Origin of the sequence: Alcanivorax jadensis T9 (assembly GCF_000756655.1) — a bacterium.
Lineage (GTDB): Bacteria > Pseudomonadota > Gammaproteobacteria > Pseudomonadales > Alcanivoracaceae > Alcanivorax > Alcanivorax jadensis.
In genome coordinates this window covers 257,189-274,531 of the sequence record NZ_ARXU01000004.1, presented here as the reverse complement: position 1 = coordinate 274,531, position 17,343 = coordinate 257,189, and the positions used below count along the sequence as shown (strand labels likewise).

General features: G+C 60.5%; 22 protein-coding genes. 10 read left to right on the top strand and 12 right to left on the bottom strand.

What is annotated here, in order from left to right:
* The first annotated feature begins 121 nt into the window (after positions 1–121).
* Positions 122–775, top strand: coding sequence for a glutathione S-transferase family protein (locus T9A_RS08055; protein WP_035246797.1), 654 nt, complete (start codon positions 122–124; stop codon positions 773–775).
* A 152-nt stretch (positions 776–927) separates the two neighbouring features.
* On the opposite strand, the gene T9A_RS08050 is transcribed toward T9A_RS08055, so the two are convergent.
* The 8 genes from T9A_RS08050 to ccmA all read right to left on the bottom strand — a co-directional run bounded on the left by T9A_RS08050 (position 928) and on the right by ccmA (position 7,419).
* The gene (locus T9A_RS08050) at positions 928–1,431 is read right to left on the bottom strand and encodes a GDYXXLXY domain-containing protein (protein WP_035246795.1); all 504 of its coding nucleotides are present in this window, start codon (positions 1,429–1,431) and stop codon (positions 928–930) included.
* Positions 1,428–2,744 carry a DUF2157 domain-containing protein gene (locus T9A_RS08045; protein ID WP_035246793.1) on the bottom strand — a complete coding sequence of 439 codons (1,317 nt, stop codon included), beginning with the start codon at positions 2,742–2,744 and terminating at the stop codon, positions 1,428–1,430. Before T9A_RS08045 ends, T9A_RS08050 begins: the two co-directional genes overlap by 4 nt.
* Before the next feature lie 237 nt (positions 2,745–2,981).
* Positions 2,982–4,469: a RimK family ATP-grasp domain-containing protein gene (locus tag T9A_RS08040; protein WP_035246790.1), complete on the bottom strand. Its 1,488-nt coding sequence runs from the start codon at positions 4,467–4,469 to the stop codon at positions 2,982–2,984.
* 232 nt (positions 4,470–4,701) lie between these two features.
* The gene (ccmE, locus tag T9A_RS08035; RefSeq protein WP_035246787.1) at positions 4,702–5,160 is read right to left on the bottom strand and encodes a cytochrome c maturation protein CcmE; all 459 of its coding nucleotides are present in this window, start codon (positions 5,158–5,160) and stop codon (positions 4,702–4,704) included.
* Complete coding sequence (gene ccmD, locus T9A_RS08030; RefSeq protein WP_035246784.1) at positions 5,157–5,345, bottom strand: heme exporter protein CcmD; 189 nt, start codon at positions 5,343–5,345, stop codon at positions 5,157–5,159. The genes ccmE and ccmD overlap by 4 nt, the downstream gene beginning before the upstream one ends.
* Positions 5,345–6,103: a heme ABC transporter permease CcmC gene (gene ccmC / locus T9A_RS08025; protein WP_035246781.1), complete on the bottom strand. Its 759-nt coding sequence runs from the start codon at positions 6,101–6,103 to the stop codon at positions 5,345–5,347. The genes ccmD and ccmC overlap by 1 nt, the downstream gene beginning before the upstream one ends.
* On the bottom strand, positions 6,104–6,772 hold the full coding sequence (ccmB, locus tag T9A_RS08020; RefSeq protein WP_035246779.1) for a heme exporter protein CcmB: 669 nt from the start codon (positions 6,770–6,772) through the stop codon (positions 6,104–6,106).
* Positions 6,769–7,419: a cytochrome c biogenesis heme-transporting ATPase CcmA gene (ccmA, locus tag T9A_RS08015; protein ID WP_052042636.1), complete on the bottom strand. Its 651-nt coding sequence runs from the start codon at positions 7,417–7,419 to the stop codon at positions 6,769–6,771. Before ccmA ends, ccmB begins: the two co-directional genes overlap by 4 nt.
* A 268-nt stretch (positions 7,420–7,687) precedes the next feature.
* On the opposite strand from ccmA, the gene T9A_RS08010 reads away from it, so the two are divergent.
* From T9A_RS08010 to T9A_RS07980, 8 genes are all read left to right on the top strand, one after another.
* Entirely contained in the window at positions 7,688–8,239 is a 552-nt protein-coding gene (locus T9A_RS08010; protein ID WP_035246775.1) for a lipocalin family protein, read from the top strand.
* A 3-nt stretch (positions 8,240–8,242) separates the two neighbouring features.
* Positions 8,243–8,656, top strand: coding sequence for a DUF4279 domain-containing protein (locus tag T9A_RS08005; RefSeq protein ID WP_035246772.1), 414 nt, complete (start codon positions 8,243–8,245; stop codon positions 8,654–8,656).
* Entirely contained in the window at positions 8,640–9,113 is a 474-nt protein-coding gene (locus T9A_RS08000; protein WP_035246771.1) for a CYTH domain-containing protein, read from the top strand. The genes T9A_RS08005 and T9A_RS08000 overlap by 17 nt, the downstream gene beginning before the upstream one ends.
* Positions 9,106–9,276 carry an SPOR domain-containing protein gene (locus T9A_RS17065; protein ID WP_156964864.1) on the top strand — a complete coding sequence of 57 codons (171 nt, stop codon included), beginning with the start codon at positions 9,106–9,108 and terminating at the stop codon, positions 9,274–9,276. Before T9A_RS08000 ends, T9A_RS17065 begins: the two co-directional genes overlap by 8 nt.
* A gap of 75 nt (positions 9,277–9,351) precedes the next feature.
* A complete protein-coding gene (locus tag T9A_RS07995; RefSeq protein WP_035246769.1) occupies positions 9,352–10,059 on the top strand; it encodes a CHAD domain-containing protein in 708 nt (235 codons plus the stop codon).
* Between the two features lie 253 nt (positions 10,060–10,312).
* Positions 10,313–10,630 (top strand): DMT family transporter, encoded by a 318-nt coding sequence (locus tag T9A_RS07990; protein ID WP_035246767.1) that lies wholly within the window; start codon positions 10,313–10,315, stop codon positions 10,628–10,630.
* A gap of 95 nt (positions 10,631–10,725) precedes the next feature.
* A complete protein-coding gene (locus tag T9A_RS07985) occupies positions 10,726–11,190 on the top strand; it encodes a YehS family protein (RefSeq protein WP_035246765.1) in 465 nt (154 codons plus the stop codon).
* Positions 11,191–11,261: 71 nt separating this feature from the next.
* Entirely contained in the window at positions 11,262–11,663 is a 402-nt protein-coding gene (locus T9A_RS07980) for a DUF6713 family protein (RefSeq protein ID WP_035246763.1), read from the top strand.
* A 228-nt stretch (positions 11,664–11,891) separates the two neighbouring features.
* On the opposite strand, the gene T9A_RS07975 is transcribed toward T9A_RS07980, so the two are convergent.
* A complete protein-coding gene (locus tag T9A_RS07975) occupies positions 11,892–12,815 on the bottom strand; it encodes a LysR family transcriptional regulator (protein ID WP_035246760.1) in 924 nt (307 codons plus the stop codon).
* 134 nt (positions 12,816–12,949) lie between these two features.
* Here T9A_RS07975 and metE point away from each other — a divergent pair, with 134 nt between their 5' ends.
* On the top strand, positions 12,950–15,241 hold the full coding sequence (metE, locus tag T9A_RS07970) for a 5-methyltetrahydropteroyltriglutamate--homocysteine S-methyltransferase (protein ID WP_035246757.1): 2,292 nt from the start codon (positions 12,950–12,952) through the stop codon (positions 15,239–15,241).
* Between the two features lie 123 nt (positions 15,242–15,364).
* Here metE and T9A_RS07965 read toward each other — a convergent pair whose 3' ends face one another.
* The 3 genes from T9A_RS07965 to T9A_RS07960 are packed head-to-tail and all read right to left on the bottom strand — an operon-like array spanning position 15,365 to position 17,308.
* On the bottom strand, positions 15,365–16,537 hold the full coding sequence (locus T9A_RS07965; protein ID WP_035246754.1) for a CmpA/NrtA family ABC transporter substrate-binding protein: 1,173 nt from the start codon (positions 16,535–16,537) through the stop codon (positions 15,365–15,367).
* Complete coding sequence (locus T9A_RS17060) at positions 16,534–16,683, bottom strand: hypothetical protein (protein ID WP_156964863.1); 150 nt, start codon at positions 16,681–16,683, stop codon at positions 16,534–16,536. Before T9A_RS17060 ends, T9A_RS07965 begins: the two co-directional genes overlap by 4 nt.
* Before the next feature lie 37 nt (positions 16,684–16,720).
* Positions 16,721–17,308: an ANTAR domain-containing response regulator gene (locus tag T9A_RS07960; RefSeq protein ID WP_035246751.1), complete on the bottom strand. Its 588-nt coding sequence runs from the start codon at positions 17,306–17,308 to the stop codon at positions 16,721–16,723.
* Positions 17,309–17,343 lie beyond the last annotated feature (35 nt).

Below are 17,343 nucleotides of genomic sequence, written 5' to 3'. Positions count from 1 at the left end.
CGTCAAGGAAAAATTTTGTCCCAGTCCGTCATTGACCCGAAAAACCTGTGCTGCTCTGATAATGCCTTTACTGATTTCAGAAAATTGGCGAAAAAACACACACTTATCGGGAGAGTAACGCATGACCATCAAGCTGTACGGAGCCGCCCTGTCGCCATTCGTCCGCAAGACCCGGGTTGCCCTGGCACTGAAAGGCATTGAGTTTGAATCTGTCCATGTGGACCCCACCAGCCCCCCTGAGGGCTATGAAAAAATCAGCCCCATGAAACGGATTCCCGCACTGGAAGTGGACGGCCAGTACCTTGCCGACTCTGCAGCGATCTGTGCCTGGATGGAAAAAACCCAGCCGGAACCGGCGCTCTACCCCAGCAATGCCATGGAAATGGGCCAGGCTATCTGGTTTGAACGTTTCGTGGATTACGACCTGGCCATGCGCTGCACGTTTGCGGTCTTCCGCAACCGGGTGGTCATGCGCCTGATCGGCAAGGAATGCGATGAAGAGAAAGTCCAGCACGCCCTCACCACCACGATTCCACCGCTGTTCGCCTATCTGGACAAGGCGTTGGACGGCCGCGAATTTCTGGTCGGCGACAGCATCACGATTGCTGATATTGCCCTGGCCAGCCAGATGGTGAACTTCAAACACGGCGGCGAAAGCATCGACCCGGCCAAATACCCCAACCTGGCCGCCCACACCGAGCGCATGCACGCCCTGGCGCCCTTTGCCAAGACCATCGAGAAGGAGTCCGGGTTTATTCAGAAAGTGATGGGTTGAACATAATTGACAGTTGATAGTGGGCAGTTGACAGCTACGCGTTTCAGCACGTCATAGCTTGAAAGCAAAGAGGCCGCTCCCGAACTATGGACGCGGCCTCTTACTTTTGGGAATAAACAAACCTGTCCCGCGCAGCTGTCAACTTTCAACTGTCAATTATCAACTGCCTCCGTCTCCACCTTCACCAACGCCGCCCGCCCATTCGGTGCCACCTTCACCACCGCCACGGCGCCATCGCGTAATTCCCGCTCCAGCTGCAGGGCCTTTTCCTTGGGTGCGAATAGCGCCTCGATGCCAAAGGTCACCCGGCTGGCGCCGCCCCAGGGCGAACCGCTGACTCTGCCGCGCAGATAGATGCCTTGCTCCGGGGGCTCGTGAGCAGGAGTCTGCCCGCGCCACACCTGGCCGTCCTGTTCCAACGGCAGGTAAATCACGTCACCGGGGCGGAACCCTGCGGTCGGCAGGGTGCTGAAGTCATAGCCCAGGCGGGCATAGTTGCCGCGGAACAAATCCCGCGGGTCAACCGGGCGGGTTTCCAGGCGAATTTCCTTGCCCAGCCATAGCGGGTAGAAACCATTGACGAATACCCCGGCGAGAATCGCCACCTGCAGGGTAAGCGCGGCCAGCAAGGCCAGACCTAGAGTGCGCTGCTTCATGCCTGCCCCTCCCCGGATTCCTGCTCCGCAAGGCGTTGCTGGCGACGCCAATAGCGCGCCGCGCCGTAGAGCACCGCGGCCGCCACCAGGAACATGGCCGCCGCGCCCAGGTAATCGCCAAAAAGGTCGAGATAGCGCATCACCGCCAGCGCCAGTACCAGGGCAATGCCGCTGTAGAAGAACTGGCTGAGGCCTCGCCGCAAGCCCTCCTGAATCAGCACAATGGCCGACAGCAACGCCAGCAGGTTGACCGCCACCGCAAACAAAGCGGCGTCATCGCGGCTCAACAGGCCATGAATGCCCAGCATGGCAAACGGCAACAGCATTACCAGCAACCGCCCACCAGTCTGCCCCAGCCGCCGGAACACCAACAGTGATGACGCCAGCAAGGCGGCCAGCAGCCCCAGCCACAACCCCGGGTCCGCCAAACCGGCCTGTTCATGGAGGTAGCCTTCGGCGAATTCGCTGAAGGTGAACGGCAGTAACAGCAGCAGATAGCCACGCAAGGTCCACAGGCCGATCAGGCTGCCAGCCCGTTGCCAGTGCAATGCACTACGACTGCCCAGCCAGCACACCAGCGCATAGAGCAACGCCAACAGGCCCAGATTCAGGGTCAGATGACCGGCCTCGAAATCCGGGCCGCGGGGATAGCCATAGGCCCAGCCCAGCAACAGGTTCAGCCAGCTCACCCCCACCGCCGCCAGCACCAGCATCAGGCCAGCGGAGCGGGCCTGCACCGCCACGGTCAGCCCCACCGCCATAAACAGGGCCATGGCCCAGGGCGGTGAAAACTGCCCTTCGGCGAACAGCCAGAGCATGGCCACCGCCAGCATCAGCAGGGTGACCACCCGGCTGCGCACCAACCAGGCCATGGGTGCCACGCCCAGCGCCCAGTAGAACAGGCCGTCAGGGAAATGTTCACCCAGGTGGTAGATCTGCGCGATCAGCATGATGGAGGCGCCATAACTGATGCCGCCGAGAAACAGCCAGCCGATACCCTCACGGCGCTGCAGGTATTGATAGATCCCCACCCCGTTCAACGCCACGGTGGTGGCAATCAATCCCAGCATCCGCACTGCACGGGGAATCGTCTCCCAGTTGGCCGACACCAGGAGCAGGATGGCCATGCCGACGAATAACAAGGCCACGGTCACCAGCACCTTGTAGGCCAGCGAGCTGTCCGAATCGTCGTCCAGGCGGGTGCCGTAGCGGGCCAGAATCCGGTTGCCCTGGTCTTCGCTGATATCGCCGTCATCCACCCACTGGCGACATTCGCTGCGCAGCTCGCGACGCAGTAAACCGAGAAGTTGCATGCAGAGTCCCTTGTGCTTTTCTCTGATCAGACCTGACGAGGTAGCGAAAGGCAACGCCAGGGTGTTGCGAGAAATGAGCCAAGCCGTTCAATAAAGCCCCCTGTAGGAGCGGCGCTCGAGCCGCGAACCCGAGCCCTGGCGAGGAACACCAGAGGAAGGAAATGCCGCGCGACGCGCGGTTCGTCCCTCAAGCGGAACTCCTACAGCACCCGGCGGTGTTTATCGCTTGCCCCCCAATCACACCGGCAGGCCGATGCGCTTGGCTTCCATGCGACGCAGGAATTCCAGCATTACCTGGCGGTAGAGATCTTCACCCAGCCAGGCATCTTCCACCCCGGCATCGATGTTCGGGTTGTCGTTCACCTCGATCACCACCACCTGATCGCCGGACTGTTTCAAGTCCACGCCATAGAGGCCATTGCCCATCAGCCGCGCGGCCTTGAGTGCGGCCTTCAACACCTTGGGCGGCACTTCCTGTACCGGCAAGGTACGGCTGTTGCCGGATTCGGTCTTGCCACCGCTCTGGTGGTGATAGATCTGCCAGTGTCCCTTGCTCATGAAGTACTGGCAGGCAAACAGGGGCCGGTTGTTGAGCACGCCGATGCGCCAGTCGTAATCCGTGTACATGAAGGCCTGGGCCAGTACCACCGAAGACTGCTTGAGGTAATCACGCAGGCTGGCGGCCAGCTCTTCGCGGGTCTTCACCTTGCTGATGCCACGGGAAAAGCTGCCGTCGGGGATCTTCAGCACCATGGGCAGTTTGAGTTCCTCGATCAGCTGATCAATCTGCTCATCGTCATCGCTGAACACAAAGGCGGTAGGCGGCACCGGCACGCCGTTGGCCTGCATCAGCTCCGCCAGATAGATCTTGTTGGTGCAGCGCAGGATCGAGCCCGGGTCATCCATCACGACCATGCCCTCCTGCTCCGCCTTGCGGGCGAACTGATAGGTATGGTGATCCAGCGCCGTGGTCTCGCGAATAAACAGGCCGTCGTATTCCCCCAGGCGGGTATAGGCATCGCGACCAATCTGGTCCACGCGAATCCCCAACTGGCGGCCGGCACGGATAAACCGTTTCAGCGCCGCCTTGTCACTGGGCGGCAACGCCTCTTCCTCATTGACCAGCATGGCCAGCTCGTAGCGATCGCTGCGGCGACGGCGGGGGTTGCGCCAGACACGGGCATTGAACTGCTCCAGAGACTGGGCAAAGGCATCTTCTTCCGCGCCTTTCAGCTGCTTCAGGGCCAGCGGCTTCAACGCTTCGATAGTCCACTGCTCGCGGCGACGAAAGTCCACCTTCAGCAACGGGCAAGGCAACTGATCGAAAATCTGTCGACCCAGATCGGCCAGGCCTTCCTGGGTGGTATGGCCGAAGTACAGCATCAGCGAGAAGTGATCACTGCCACTGCCCTTGCGCTTCATGGCCTTGTCCAGCGCCGCCTCGAACTGACCGAAATGCAGGCCGTAGAGCGCCTTGCGGCTCAGGTCATTCACCGTGCGCACGGACGGCAGTACCCGCTGCCCACGGGCTTCCGCCAGCAGGGAGCAGTAGTAGCCGGGGCTCAGATATTTATAGCTGCGGCACAGGTTGATCACCTGCACTTTCTTGTCGGTACAGACCGATTGCTGCGCCTGCAGATACTCCCGGGCAGAGAGCAGATGGCGGGCGGGATAGTAGGCGGCCCAGTCTGCGGGGTCGTCGACCAGAATGATAACCTGACTCATGAAAAGCCCTGAAAAACGGGGGCACCAGAAGCGGCACCGATTACCGCGAATGTAGGGCCAGAGAGGGAGGCGTAGCAAGCGGTTTTATTCAGTTAACAGTGAATAGTGAACAGTTAACAGCGGCGCGGTCCAGCGCCGGTTCAACTACAAGCAAAGAGGCCGCGCCCATGCCATGGACGCGGCCTCCAATCTTTCAAAGCAAGACAACGCTCACTCGCGAGCTGTTAACTATTCACTGTTCACTATTAACTTTCTTCGCCCCCGGATGCCCCGCCTTTTCCAGCGCGTCCTGCACTTCCGGTGGCATGTAGGTTTCATCGTGCTTGGCCAGCACTTCCTCGGCTTCAAAGCGGTTGGTGCTGATCAGGGTGCCATTGGCGACGATGCCCTGCCCTTCGCGGAACAGGTCCGGCAGGATGCCCTGATAGTGCACGGTAAAGCTGCCCTTGCCGTCGGTGAGCACGAACTGTACGTCCAAGGTCTGCTGGTCGCGTACCACACTGCCCTCTTCCACCAGACCACCCACGCGCATCTGGGTATCCAGAGGGGCTTCCCCAGCCATTACCTGCTGGGGAGTAAAGAACAGGTTGATGTTCTGGCGCAGAGCGTAAAACATCAACCCACAGGCGATGGCCAGGCCCACCAGAATCGAAACCACCAGGATCAGTCGCTGCTTGCGTACCGCGTTCATTGTTCAGAATCTCCCAGAGTGTCACGGCGCTGTTGCCGTGCCAGACGTTGACGCACCTGTCCCTGAGCGCGTATCGCCAACGCCATGTTGGCGATAATCAGAAGCGCACTGACTCCATAGGCGCTCCAGACATAAAACCCGTGTTTTCCCATGGCCAGGAAATCGGCAAAGCTTTCAAAAGCCATCAACGATCGCCCTCCTTCACCAGTTTGTTCACCCACTTGCTGCGTCGTTCCCGCCACATGACTTCGGTGCGCGCGCGCAGCAGCACATTGACCGCATACAGCAGCCACAGCCCCAGCATGCTCAACAGCAGCGGATACTTCATGGCCGGGTCGATGGTGGATTCCCCGAACATCTTCAGGGTGGAACCCTGATGCAGGGTCTGCACCCATTCCACCGAATACTTCACGATCACCACATTGATCACCCCCACCATGGCCAGCAGGCCAGCGGCACGAGCAGCCTGGCGAGGATCACGGATAACCGCCTGCAGGGCAATCACCCCCACATACATGAACAGCAGGATCAGCATGGAGGTCATGCGCGCATCCCACTGCCAGTAGGTGCCCCAGGTGGGCTTGCCCCACAGAGCACCGGTTACCAGGGAAATGGCCGCCAGCCCTGCACCGAAAGGCGCAATGGCCTTGAGCATCACTTCCGCCATCTTCATGCGCCAGACCACTGCCACCAGGCCAGACACACCCAGGGCCATATAGCCCATCAGTGCACCGCTGGACGCGGGCACATGGATAAAGATGATCCGGTAACTGTTGCCCTGCTGATAATCACTGGGGGCGAAGGCCAGCCCCCAAACCAGGCCGGCAGCCAGCGTCAGCACGGCAATGGGAGTCAGCCAGGGCAGCACCCGGGAGCTGAAGGTGTAGAAATAGCGTGGTGAACCCAGCATGTGGTACCACCGCTTCAACGTTTGCCAGACCATTTAATTCCCTGAACTGATTTTGAGACCGGCGCTCACCGCCAGCGGTCCCAGACTGATCGTTAATGCCAGCAAGGCACCCAGAATCGCCAAAATGCCATCCACATTGGCGCCACCGGCCGCCGCACTCACCGCCCCGGCGCCAAAAATCAGCACCGGGATATATAGCGGCAACACCAACACTGCGAGCAGGATACCACCTCGATTGAGTCCCACCGTGAGGGCCGCGCCGATGGCGCCGACAATGGTCAGCGCCGGGGTGCCCAGCAGCAAGCTCAGCATCACCGTCCCCAGGGCCGCGTCCGGCAGTTGCAGCATATGGCCCAGCAGCGGCGAAATCAGCACCAGCGGCAGACCGGTCAGCAACCAGTGGGCCAGCAATTTGGCCAGCACCGGCACCACCGGCATCACCGGGGCTGTGAGCAGCATGTCCAGCACACCGCTTTCCTGGTCCCGACGGAACAGGCCGTCCAGGGACAACATCACCGCCAACAGGGCCGCCACCCAGAGCACCCCCGGCGCCACCGTGGCGAGCAATTCCGGTTTCGGAGAGATTGCCAGCGGAAACAGGCTGATCACCATGACGAAGAAAAACAGCGGATTGATAATCTCCGCCGGGCTACGCCACAGCACCAGTAATTCCCGACCCAGCGCGGCACGGAAGGCATTCATGACAACACCTCGGCACGGCCATTCTCCAGATGCAGACGCTGCACGCCGTCGCCCACCCGGTGGTGGGAGGTATAGATCACCAGGGAGCCGGCCTCCGCGGCCTGCTGCATCTGCGCGTCCAGTTGCGCCACGCCGTCCTGGTCGATGGCGGTGTAGGGCTCGTCGAGTACCCACACCGCTTTGCGCTCCAGCCACAACCGCGCCAAAGCAACGCGCCGTTTCTGCCCCGCGGACAGATGCGCCGCCGGCACATCCTCAAAGCCACGCAACCCTACCGCCGCCAGGGCTGCCATGGGGTCGCCGACCTGATGATTAAGGGCGCAGGCATAGCGCAGGTTTTCCAGCGGATTGAGCTCTTCGCGGACACCGGGCTGATGCCCCAGATACAGCAGGTCCTGCTGCCATTGGGGCTGCCACCAGCGTCGCTCGCCCTCAAAGAAACCATGCAGCCCCACCAGAATCCGCAACAGGGTGGTCTTGCCGGCGCCGTTGGCACCGGTAATCTGCCAGATTTCCCCGGCGCGGGCGGTCAGGCTCAGGCCACTGAACAGCATGCGATCGTCGCGCTCGCAGCCCAGTTGCACAAGCTCCAGTCTGATGGATGAATCGGACAAAATTGCCTCCCTACGAACCTGTTCAGGCGCCATACGCAGCCGCGTTGCCCCTGAAAATGGCGCCAGGCAATACCTGCAACCCAAGGGCCGGGCCACTTTTTCCGCCAGCCCGCGATTGCTCTTATTTATGTAGAGTCACTACACCGCATAATCGCAATCACGAGCTGGCGAAAAAATTGACTCCGGCGCGGCCGCGTATAGCCCCTGAACAGGTTCTTACAGCGCGGCAGTATAGCATGCCCATTCATATCAGGCTTGATTCAGGCTAGCCTGTCACTCTACCCAAGAAGAGGAAGTCTCCATGCGCCTGATACCGGGATTTTTCACTCTGCTGCTTGCCGGCCTGCTCAGCGCCTGCGGCGCAGACAAGCCACTGGCCACCGTCGACCAGGTAGACCTGGTACGCTACAGCGGCACCTGGTATGAAATCGCCCGCCTGCCCCAGTGGTTCCAGCGCGGTTGCTACAATTCCACCGCCACCTACTCCCTCAATGAGGACGGCACAGTACGGGTGGTCAACCGTTGCCAGCGAGACGACAAGGAACCCAGCGAAGCGCAAGGCACCGCCCGGGTAGTCCCCGGCTCCGACAATGCCAAACTCAAGGTGCGTTTCGACAGCTGGATCTCCAAGCTGTTGCCCACCATCACCGAGGGCAATTACTGGATCATCGCCCTGGATAAAAACTACCAGACCGTGGTGATTGGCGAGCCGAGCCGGGAATACCTGTGGATTCTGGCACGCACCCCGCAACTGCCAGATGATCAATATCAAGCTTTGCTGCAGCTGGCCGAGAGCAAGGGCTTTCCGGTGGACGAATTGCAACGCAACCGCGACCTGCAACCGGAACAGTGATCCATGGAACACCACGTCTATTTTGCGGTTTTCGGTTTTGACCACGACCCCCGTCAACTGGATCTGCTGCTCGGGCAAAGTGCCGACGACTACTGGCATGAGGGGGAAAGTTTCAGCGAGGCCTTCCCCGATGCCCGTCGCCGGGAAAACCGCTGGATCCTGTCCAGCCAGCTGGACCATACGGCCAGCCACCGGGACCATTTCGAGAAACTGCTCTACAAACTGAAACGCCTGGCCCCGCAACTGCAAGCTCTGGAAGCGGACTACCGTTTCGGCATCGGCGTGTCACACTACTTCGTGATGGACGACCCCGCCTTCTATCTGCCCGCCGAGATTCTCGACGGCTACGATACGCTGGGCTTTGCCATCACCTTCGATCAACTGGGACTGGACGGCAGCCATGGCACAGGAAATTGAGCGCAAGTTTCTCATCAGGGACCCAGGCATTGTGGATTCGCTGGCCGGCGAACGTCTGACGCAGGGTTACCTGAGTCACGACAAGAACGCCACCGTACGGGTTCGCATTGCCGGCAACAGCGGCTGGCTGACCATCAAGGGCAAAACCGTGGGCGCCACCCGCAGTGAATTCGAATACCCGGTGCCTCAGGAAGACGCCCGGCAAATGCTGGATGAACTGTGTGGCGCCGGCGTCATCGACAAGACCCGTTACCGCCTACCCCAGGGCGAGCTGTGCTGGGAGATCGACGTCTTCCATGGTGACAACGATGGCCTGATTGTCGCTGAGATCGAGCTGCCCAGCGAAGACTCACCCTTCGACAAACCCGACTGGCTGGGCGAAGAGGTCACCGGCGATGCCCGCTATTACAACAGCGCCTTGAGCAGTACGCCCTTCAACCAGTGGGCCGATGACTGAGCAGCGCTTTACCCTCTGGCGCCAGGACGATAACGGCATCCGGGCCAGAGTGGCTGACTACCCGACCCCCAAGGCGGCGGAACAGGCCCGGGCGGATTACGAATCCCTGGGTCACAAACAACTCTACTGGGTGGAAGAAAACCGTCAGCGCGACACCGAGTGAATTCACAGATTGCCGCAGGCCATCACTACGGGGTCATAATCAGCCGTGACACTCAGGCTGAGGACGGAGGGCATCATGGACGACCACTCGCTGATTGAACGGCTCTGCCAACAGGCCATCCGCATTAATGAGCAAGCACTCACGGATCTGCAGCGTCAGCCCCTGACAGCCAACGCCGTGCATGACTGCCGGGTGGCGGTGAAACGGTTGCGTGCCCAGTGGCAGCTGCTGCGACCCTGGCTGAGCCGAGACGATCACCGCGCCTGCGACCACACCATCCGTAACGCTGCCCAGGCTCTGGCCGGTGCCCGTGACACCCATGTGATGGCCGCCACCCTGCAAACACTGGCCAGCAAGGCCGACAAGCCCAGCCGTCACTCCCTGAGTCGGGTAGCGAACACGTTGTTCAGCGACCCGCAACCACAGCCGGAAACCAGCCATCATCAGGAGGCTATCATCGCCTTCACCCGGGATCAGCAGCACTGGCAGTCGCTGGCCCTGGACATCAGTGACCATGAACTGCTGGTCAGCGGTCTGGCGCGTACCTACAAGCAGTGCCGCAATCGCACCATCAAGGCCCAGGGCGGGACCGAGCCAGAACCCTGGCATGACCTGCGCAAATGGGTGAAATATCTGCTCTATCAGCAGCAGAGCCTGGCGGATCAGCACATCCACACACCCTGCCACGATCAGGCCCTCACGCGCCTGGGCAAGACTCTCGGCAAACTCCACGACCTCCACATGCTTCGCGAATATGTGCTGGCACAAAGCCACACCATCTAGAGGCAGAAGGATCTGGCTCATACCCTGGACGCCATCCACGGGCGGGAAAAGCGTCTGCTGAAGAAATGCCAGAGCGACAGCCAGCGCCTGTTCCAGACGCCCACCAAAAAATGGATCGCCAAGGTGTCTACTACCTGACCGCAAGCAGAAACCTGCTTGCCCGCCCCGACCGGCTTGCTACAATATCCGGCGCGCCCGAGGACGACCTCGATCCTGGCACCCACTCGGGGACGACCCCATGCAGGAGTTTCTCATGGCATGGGCACTGGTCATTCTCGCCGGCATACTCGAATCCGGATGGGCACTGGGGCTGAAAGCCAGCCACGGCTTCACCCGCCCGCTTCCTTCCCTGTTAACCGTCATCGGCATGGCCGCCAGCTTCTGGCTATTGGCCAAAGCCATGCAGACCCTGCCCGTGGGCACCACCTACGCAGTGTGGACCGGCATGGGCACTATCGGCACCGTGCTGCTGGGGATTGTGCTGTTCCAGGATGCCGTCAACGCTCCTCGCCTGTTGTGCCTGGGGCTGATTCTGGCCGGCATTATCGGGCTGAAAGTTTTCAGCCCGTAGGCCCGACCCTCTGAAGCCATACAATAGGGGCGTGTCCCGGTTACCGGTTCCCTGTAACATGGCGGCCACGTCCCTCCCGCTGATACAGGTTTTTCATGCTCAATAATGACGTTCTGCGCCGCGCTCGCTATATCTTCGACTTCGACGATAACCGCATGATCGGTGTCTTCGCCGAAGCCGGCGAAACCGTGACCCGGGAACAGATCAGCGACTGGCTGAAAAAGGATGACGATCCGGCCTTCCAGAAGTGCAACGACCGCACCCTGGCGATTTTCCTCAATGGCCTGATCAATGCCCTGCGCGGCAAAAAGCCGGGCCCGCAACCGGAGCCCGAATCCCGCCTGACCAACAACATGATTTTCATGAAGCTGAAAATCGCATTGAACCTGCAGGCCGAGGATGTGCTGGCCGTACTGGAGCTGGCCAACTTCCGCATGAGCAAACACGAACTGAGCGCCTTCTTCCGCAAACCCGGCCACAAGCATTACCGGGAATGCAAAGACCAGATCCTGCGCAATTTCCTGGCAGGCTTGCAGGTACAGTTTCGCGACGGGGAATAACCGCTTACCTGAGAGGTAATGGCGTTACCCCGCCATAACGGGTTTCATGGCAGTGACACTGGAGACCTGCCATGAAACCCGACCTGCCCCAGAGCCTTTTCCTGCTCAACAGCACCGTCCTGCTCACCCATCAGATCGATGCCGCCTACTGGCATGAGTGGAATCTTTTCCATCTGCCCGGCGGCAACCAGCTCAACCTAATATTGAACCTGCCCATCATCGCCCTGGTATTACTGGCCTTCCTGCAAGTCGCTACCCACAGTCCACGGCAACGCCTTTGCCATCAGTTCCTGGCTAGTCTGGGGCTACTGACGGTAGCGATTCATAGCGGATTTTTCCTGGCCGGGCATACAGAGTTTCTGCAGCCCATGTCACTACTACTGCTGGCGGCCACGTTGATCTTGTCTATGGCACAACTGAAAAACCTGCCGCTTGCAGGTAAGAAGCATCAAACACAGAATCAGCAGTCCTGACATTTTATTGAGAACAAATAGACGTTATCGAGCTGAAGCCGAACAGCGACGAAGAAGTAAAAGACTGGAAAGCCTTTATCGAAAGTCATCGCGCCGGAGCCTGTAAAACCGCCGTTATTCGCGATGCAAGCATCGCTTCCCACATAAAACCCCAGACGGCAGGCTGTGGCCTAAATTGTGGTTTTATTTTTTCGCTATTAACTATTCACTGTTAACTATTAACTGCCTTCAACTGCCTTTCACCGCCCGCACCCCGCTCAAAGTCTTGAAACATAATTCTTTGGCGGTTTCCCAGAATTCCTGCATGTACGGGGTGTGATCGTCCTCCACCCGCACGGCCGCATACAGCGTGCGCCACACGCCCTTCTCGCCCAGCCGCACGGTTTTCAGCAGGTCGTGCTCGGTGTATTCGGTAAGCGCCCAGTTCGGTAGCGCCGCCACGCCACGGCCCGCCGCCACCAGTTGCGCGGTCATCGGGGTGAGTTCCGCAGTACGGATGGCGGCGGGTTCGGCGTTGGCCGGGTTGAGGAAGGCGGTGAACACATCCAGCCGCTCCCGCTCTACCGGGTAGGTAATCAGTGTCTGGTCGGTAATATCTTCCGGCTCAATCCACTTGCTTGCCGCCAGCGGCGACTGCCGTGACACCGCCAGCACCAGCTCGTAGCGGAACAGGGGCAGGTATTTCACCGCCTCGTTTTCCACCGGGTCGGAGGTGATCACCATATCCAGGTCACCACGCACCAGCGCCGGTAACGGCGCAAAGCTGAACGCCGCAGAGAGATCCATCTCCACCTCCGGCCAGTGTTCGCGGAACGCATCCAGGGCCGGCATCAGCCACTGGAAACAGGAGTGGCACTCAATGGCGATGTGCAGGCGCCCGGTCTGGCCAGCGGCAAGCCGTTTCAGCTCCCTTTCGGTTTGCTGCACTCTGGGCAATACCTCCCGTGCCAGCGCCAATACCCGCAAACCGGCAGTCGTGAATCGCACCGGTCGCGTGCGCCGTACCAGCAAGGCGGCGCCCAATCTCCCTTCCAGATCCTTGAGCTGATGAGACAGGGCCGACTGGGTCACATGAAGGCGCTCCGACGCTTCCATCAGGGACCCGGCCTCTTCGATGGCCAGCAAGGTGGTCAGATGTCGCACTTCCAGCATGAGAGATTCTCATATTCATAATTAGATATTTGATTTTGCCTCAACTACACCTGTCCCCACAATAGCCATCAATCGCACTGGCCTCGAATACAGGCAGGCCAGTGCCCACCCTGTCAGAATGAAAGGACGACACCATGACCACCCTTCACAACCTCGGCTTCCCCCGCATTGGTGCCCGCCGTGAGTTGAAGCAAGCCGTGGAAGCCTACTGGGCCGGCGATCTGCAACAGACCGAACTGGAACATGTGGGCAAGAGCCTGCGTGAGCGGCACTGGGCGCTGCAGGCCGATGCCGGCCTGGACCTGGTGCCGGTGGGCGATTTCGCCTGGTACGACCAGATTCTTGAATTTTCCTGCCTGCTGGGGGTGGTACCCAACCGCTTCCAGCAAGACAACGACCAACCGGTAAGCCTGGACACCCTGTTCCGCATGGCCCGTGGCCGGGCCCCCAGCGGCACACCGGCGGCAGCCTGCGAAATGACCAAGTGGTTTGATACCAACTACCACTACATCGTGCCGGAACTGGCGGCAGACCAGACTTTCCGCATTGCCCGGGAAAGTCTGTTCGAGCAGGTCGAAGACGCCAAAGCCCAGGGCCACGCCCCCAAGCCAGTGATCCCCGGCCCGCTCACCTATCTATACCTGAGCAAGGGCGAGAGCTTTGATGGCGCCGACGACAGCAACAAGCTGACTCTGCTGGACAGCCTGATTCCCGTGTACCGCCAGATCCTGCAGCGGTTCGCCGATCAGGGCGTGGAATGGGTACAGATTGATGAACCGATTCTGGTACTGGACCTGCCCGATAGCTGGCAGCGCAGCTACCTGCGTGTCTACGACCAGCTCGCCGCCGCCAGTGATTGCCAGTTGCTGCTGGCCACCTACTTCGGCGGCCTGGAAAACAATCTCTTCACCGCCCTGGAACTGCCCGTGGATGGCCTGCATCTGGACCGGGTACGCGGCAACGATGATCTCGGTCAGGTGGTGCCGCGGCTGGGCGACAAGGTGTTGTCGCTGGGCTATATCAATGGCCGCAATATCTGGCGCACCGATCTGGATGCGGCCCTGGATGCCCTGATTGCCCTGCGCAACGAACTGGGTGATCGCCTGTGGCTGGCACCGTCCTGCTCCCTGCTGCACAGCCCGGTGGATCTGGATCAGGAAGACAAGCTGTATAGCGAACTGAAAAGCTGGCTGAGCTTTGCCAAACAGAAACTGCAGGAGCTGGCGCTGCTGGGCGGCGCCCTGGACGGCGACAGCAGCGTCAATGCAGGTCTACAGGCCCAACGCGACGCCCTGCAAGCCCGCGGCCTGTCCAATCGTATCCATAACCCGGTAGTGGGCAAACGACTGGCCGCGGCCGGCGAGGTCTCCCGCGACCGCCACAGCCCCTTTGCCGAGCGTATTGCCAGGCAACAGCAGGCGCTGCAACTGCCGGCCTTCCCCACCACCACCATCGGCTCCTTCCCGCAGACCCGGGAGATTCGTACCGCTCGCCGCGACTGGAAAACCGGCCGCCTGGACGATGCCAACTACACCCAGCAGATGAAGCAGGAAATTGCCCGCTGCATCCGCTATCAGGAAGAGGTGGAACTGGATGTGCTGGTGCACGGCGAAGCCGAGCGCAATGACATGGTGGAATACTTCGGTGAACTGCTGGACGGCTTTGTCTTCACCCGCTTCGGCTGGGTGCAGAGCTATGGCTCCCGCTGCGTAAAACCGCCGATCATCTTTGGTGACGTCCAACGCCCCGAAGCCATGACCGTGGCGTGGGCCGAATACGCCCAGTCACTCACCGACAAGCCCGTCAAAGGCATGCTCACCGGGCCGGTGACTATCCTGCAGTGGTCTTTCGTGCGCGATGACCAACCCCGTGCAGACACCTGTCGCCAGATCGCCCTGGCCCTGCGCGATGAAGTCCAGGATCTGGAAGCCGCCGGCATCCAGGTGATCCAGATCGACGAACCCGCCCTGCGCGAGGGCCTGCCACTGCGCAAGGCTGACTGGGGCCAGTACCTGGACTGGGCCGTGGACTGTTTCCGCCTGGCCACAGTGGGCGTGGCCGACGATACCCAGATCCACACCCACATGTGCTACTCGGAATTCAACGACATCATTGAGGCCATCGCCGCTCTGGATGCGGACGTGATCACCATCGAAACGTCCCGCTCCAACATGGAACTGCTGGATGCCTTCCGGGATTTCCAGTATCCCAACGACATTGGCCCAGGCGTGTACGACATCCACTCCCCCAATGAACCGGACGTAAGCTGGATGGTGCAACTGATGGAAAAAGCCGCCGAGCGACTGCCCAGGGAACGGCTGTGGGTCAACCCGGACTGCGGCCTGAAAACCCGCAAATGGGAAGAGACCCGCGGTGCGCTGGCCAACATGGTGGATGCGGCCAAGCAACTGCGCGAAGCGGTTTAAACGCCCTCTGCCGAAACCAAATAAAGCCCCGTTGGAGCCTTGCTCGCAAGGCGAAGAGCAAAACGCTGGCATCGTGCCAGACCGAGCACCTTCGCTTTGCAAGCAAAGCTCCAACGGGCTGTTTTATTCGTTTGAGGTCGCGTCCGCTTCAATCACCTTCAACAGCCGGTCCGGACCCAGCTCCACCGGCTTGGGTTCACCGGGTAATTGCCAGTGGCCCGCGTGTCGCTCGTCCGGTTTGCTGTCCATTAATGGCAGGCTGGTGAGATCTGCCAGGGCGTCGCGGAACAGATCTGTTCGGTAGCATTGGGCAGCGAAGGTCTGGGTTTCTTCCAGGCTGCACTGACGCCAGCGCTGCATTTCCTCCAACAGAAAACGGGCATCGGAACGCCAGGGGAAGTTGGCGTGAAAACCGGCAAACACATGGAAGTGATGAGCCGGAAACGGTTGCCCGGTCAAGCCGCCAGGCAGGCGCTGGCTGAACGGTGCGCGAATGATTTCCGCGGGTACATCCAGCCAGGCCGGGTGCGCCAGTAGCGACAGGCTGTCGAGCAGATGCTCGTCCGCGTGGCGAGCTGCCTTATAGAGCGCCCGCAGCATGGCGCGGTGAGGCCCGGGATTACGGGCCACCCAGTCACGGGACACCGCCAGCACTTTTTCCGGGGCGTTTTCCCAGATTTGATAACCGGAAAGAATGCAGTGTCCGGCACCAGTGAGCGCCGCCAGACTGTTCCAGGGTTCACCCACACAGAAACCATCGATATGCCCCATGCGCAGGTGATCCACCATCTGCGACGGCGGCAATACCACCAGCTTCACGTCGTGATCCGGGTCCAGCCCGGCGACGCTCAGCCAGTGACGCAATTGGTAGGCATGGCAGGAAAACGGAAACACCACCGCCAGTACCAACGGCGCCTCGCCACTGCTGGCACGAGCCGCTACCAGCTTGTTCATGGCACTGGCCATATCGTTGGGCGTGGGCCCTTCAGACAAGGCACACAACCCCTGGAACAACATGGGCGACACGGTAATACCGTTGCCGTTCAGCCCCATTGAGAACGCCGTGGCCAGGGGTTTCTTGATGCATCCCAGCCCCAGCGAGGTGGCCATCATCATGGGCGCCAGCATGGGCGCCGCATCCAGCTGCCCCACCAGCAAACGATCACGCAGGCTGGCCCAGCTCCACTCCGGTTGCAGCTCCACATCCAGCCCTTCGGCGGCGAAGTAGCCCGCTTCCTGAGCCACCACCAGCGGCAGGCTGTCGGTCAGCGGCATATAGCCGATACGAATTTTCATGGGGCTTGCTCCGCAAGCTGACGGCGAACGCTGGATACCTGACGCTTGACCACCTGCACACCGTCAGCCGGTGTGGCACGCCACACTTTTTTGCTGGGTGCCTCGATCAGGCTGCGTGATTTTCTCAATGGGCTCACTCTTCTCATGCTCGCTCCTGTTCTGGCGTCAGGCGCCTGGGTTTTTTCAGCCCTGCGCTTTCAGCATCTCGGCATAATCCAGCACTGACCTGGCCACCTGGATTAGTGGCTGGCCGGTATTCATGGCCTGACGCCGCAGGGTGCTGTAGGCATCCTGCTCATTGAGGCGGCGGCGTTGCATCAGCAACCCCTTGGCCCGTTCGATGATCTTGCGTTCAGCCAATGCCTCTCGCGTCTGTTCCAGCTCTTCTCGCAGCGCCTGGTATTCCCGGAAACGGGCGGTGGCCACGCGCATCACGCCGCGTACCCGGGCCAGGTCGGTTTCCCCGGCCACATAGGCACTGACGCCAGCACGCAGGGCCGCCACGATCAGATCCTCGTCGTCCTGGTTGCAGAACATGACCATGGGCCGCGGCATATCCCGCTGCACCAGTGCCATGCTCTCCAGGGTGTCCCGGTCCGGCGCGTCCATATCCACGATCACCACATCCGGATTACTGGAATGCACCTTCTCCGCCAGCCCGGCAGCACTGGTCAGACGACAGAGGATCTCGTGCCCTTCGTCGATCAGGGCACGCTCCAGAATCGCAGCGCGCGGTGGCTGGTCATCCACCAGCATGATTTTCAGGGCCATAGTGTCGGTAGCATCCAGGGATTGAGTGTTACTTG

What these genes read in the sequence shown, in the direction of transcription:
- T9A_RS17065 (WP_156964864.1), top strand. Translation starts at nt 9,106, where the DNA reads ATGACTGAGCAGCGCTTTACCCTCTGGCGCCAGGACGATAACGGCATC.
- metE (WP_035246757.1), top strand. Translation starts at nt 12,950, where the DNA reads ATGACCACCCTTCACAACCTCGGCTTCCCCCGCATTGGTGCCCGCCGT.
- T9A_RS08045 (WP_035246793.1), bottom strand. Translation starts at nt 2,744, where the DNA reads ATGCAACTTCTCGGTTTACTGCGTCGCGAGCTGCGCAGCGAATGTCGC.
- T9A_RS08005 (WP_035246772.1), top strand. Translation starts at nt 8,243, where the DNA reads ATGGAACACCACGTCTATTTTGCGGTTTTCGGTTTTGACCACGACCCC.
- ccmC (WP_035246781.1), bottom strand. Translation starts at nt 6,103, where the DNA reads ATGGTCTGGCAAACGTTGAAGCGGTGGTACCACATGCTGGGTTCACCA.
- T9A_RS07995 (WP_035246769.1), top strand. Translation starts at nt 9,352, where the DNA reads ATGGACGACCACTCGCTGATTGAACGGCTCTGCCAACAGGCCATCCGC.
- T9A_RS08000 (WP_035246771.1), top strand. Translation starts at nt 8,640, where the DNA reads ATGGCACAGGAAATTGAGCGCAAGTTTCTCATCAGGGACCCAGGCATT.
- T9A_RS17060 (WP_156964863.1), bottom strand. Translation starts at nt 16,683, where the DNA reads ATGAGAAGAGTGAGCCCATTGAGAAAATCACGCAGCCTGATCGAGGCA.
- T9A_RS07990 (WP_035246767.1), top strand. Translation starts at nt 10,313, where the DNA reads ATGGCATGGGCACTGGTCATTCTCGCCGGCATACTCGAATCCGGATGG.
- ccmD (WP_035246784.1), bottom strand. Translation starts at nt 5,345, where the DNA reads ATGGCTTTTGAAAGCTTTGCCGATTTCCTGGCCATGGGAAAACACGGG.
- T9A_RS07985 (WP_035246765.1), top strand. Translation starts at nt 10,726, where the DNA reads ATGCTCAATAATGACGTTCTGCGCCGCGCTCGCTATATCTTCGACTTC.
- T9A_RS07975 (WP_035246760.1), bottom strand. Translation starts at nt 12,815, where the DNA reads ATGCTGGAAGTGCGACATCTGACCACCTTGCTGGCCATCGAAGAGGCC.
- T9A_RS07965 (WP_035246754.1), bottom strand. Translation starts at nt 16,537, where the DNA reads ATGAAAATTCGTATCGGCTATATGCCGCTGACCGACAGCCTGCCGCTG.
- T9A_RS08040 (WP_035246790.1), bottom strand. Translation starts at nt 4,469, where the DNA reads ATGAGTCAGGTTATCATTCTGGTCGACGACCCCGCAGACTGGGCCGCC.
- T9A_RS08050 (WP_035246795.1), bottom strand. Translation starts at nt 1,431, where the DNA reads ATGAAGCAGCGCACTCTAGGTCTGGCCTTGCTGGCCGCGCTTACCCTG.
- T9A_RS08055 (WP_035246797.1), top strand. Translation starts at nt 122, where the DNA reads ATGACCATCAAGCTGTACGGAGCCGCCCTGTCGCCATTCGTCCGCAAG.
- ccmA (WP_052042636.1), bottom strand. Translation starts at nt 7,419, where the DNA reads ATGGCGCCTGAACAGGTTCGTAGGGAGGCAATTTTGTCCGATTCATCC.
- T9A_RS07960 (WP_035246751.1), bottom strand. Translation starts at nt 17,308, where the DNA reads ATGGCCCTGAAAATCATGCTGGTGGATGACCAGCCACCGCGCGCTGCG.
- ccmB (WP_035246779.1), bottom strand. Translation starts at nt 6,772, where the DNA reads ATGAATGCCTTCCGTGCCGCGCTGGGTCGGGAATTACTGGTGCTGTGG.
- ccmE (WP_035246787.1), bottom strand. Translation starts at nt 5,160, where the DNA reads ATGAACGCGGTACGCAAGCAGCGACTGATCCTGGTGGTTTCGATTCTG.
- T9A_RS08010 (WP_035246775.1), top strand. Translation starts at nt 7,688, where the DNA reads ATGCGCCTGATACCGGGATTTTTCACTCTGCTGCTTGCCGGCCTGCTC.
- T9A_RS07980 (WP_035246763.1), top strand. Translation starts at nt 11,262, where the DNA reads ATGAAACCCGACCTGCCCCAGAGCCTTTTCCTGCTCAACAGCACCGTC.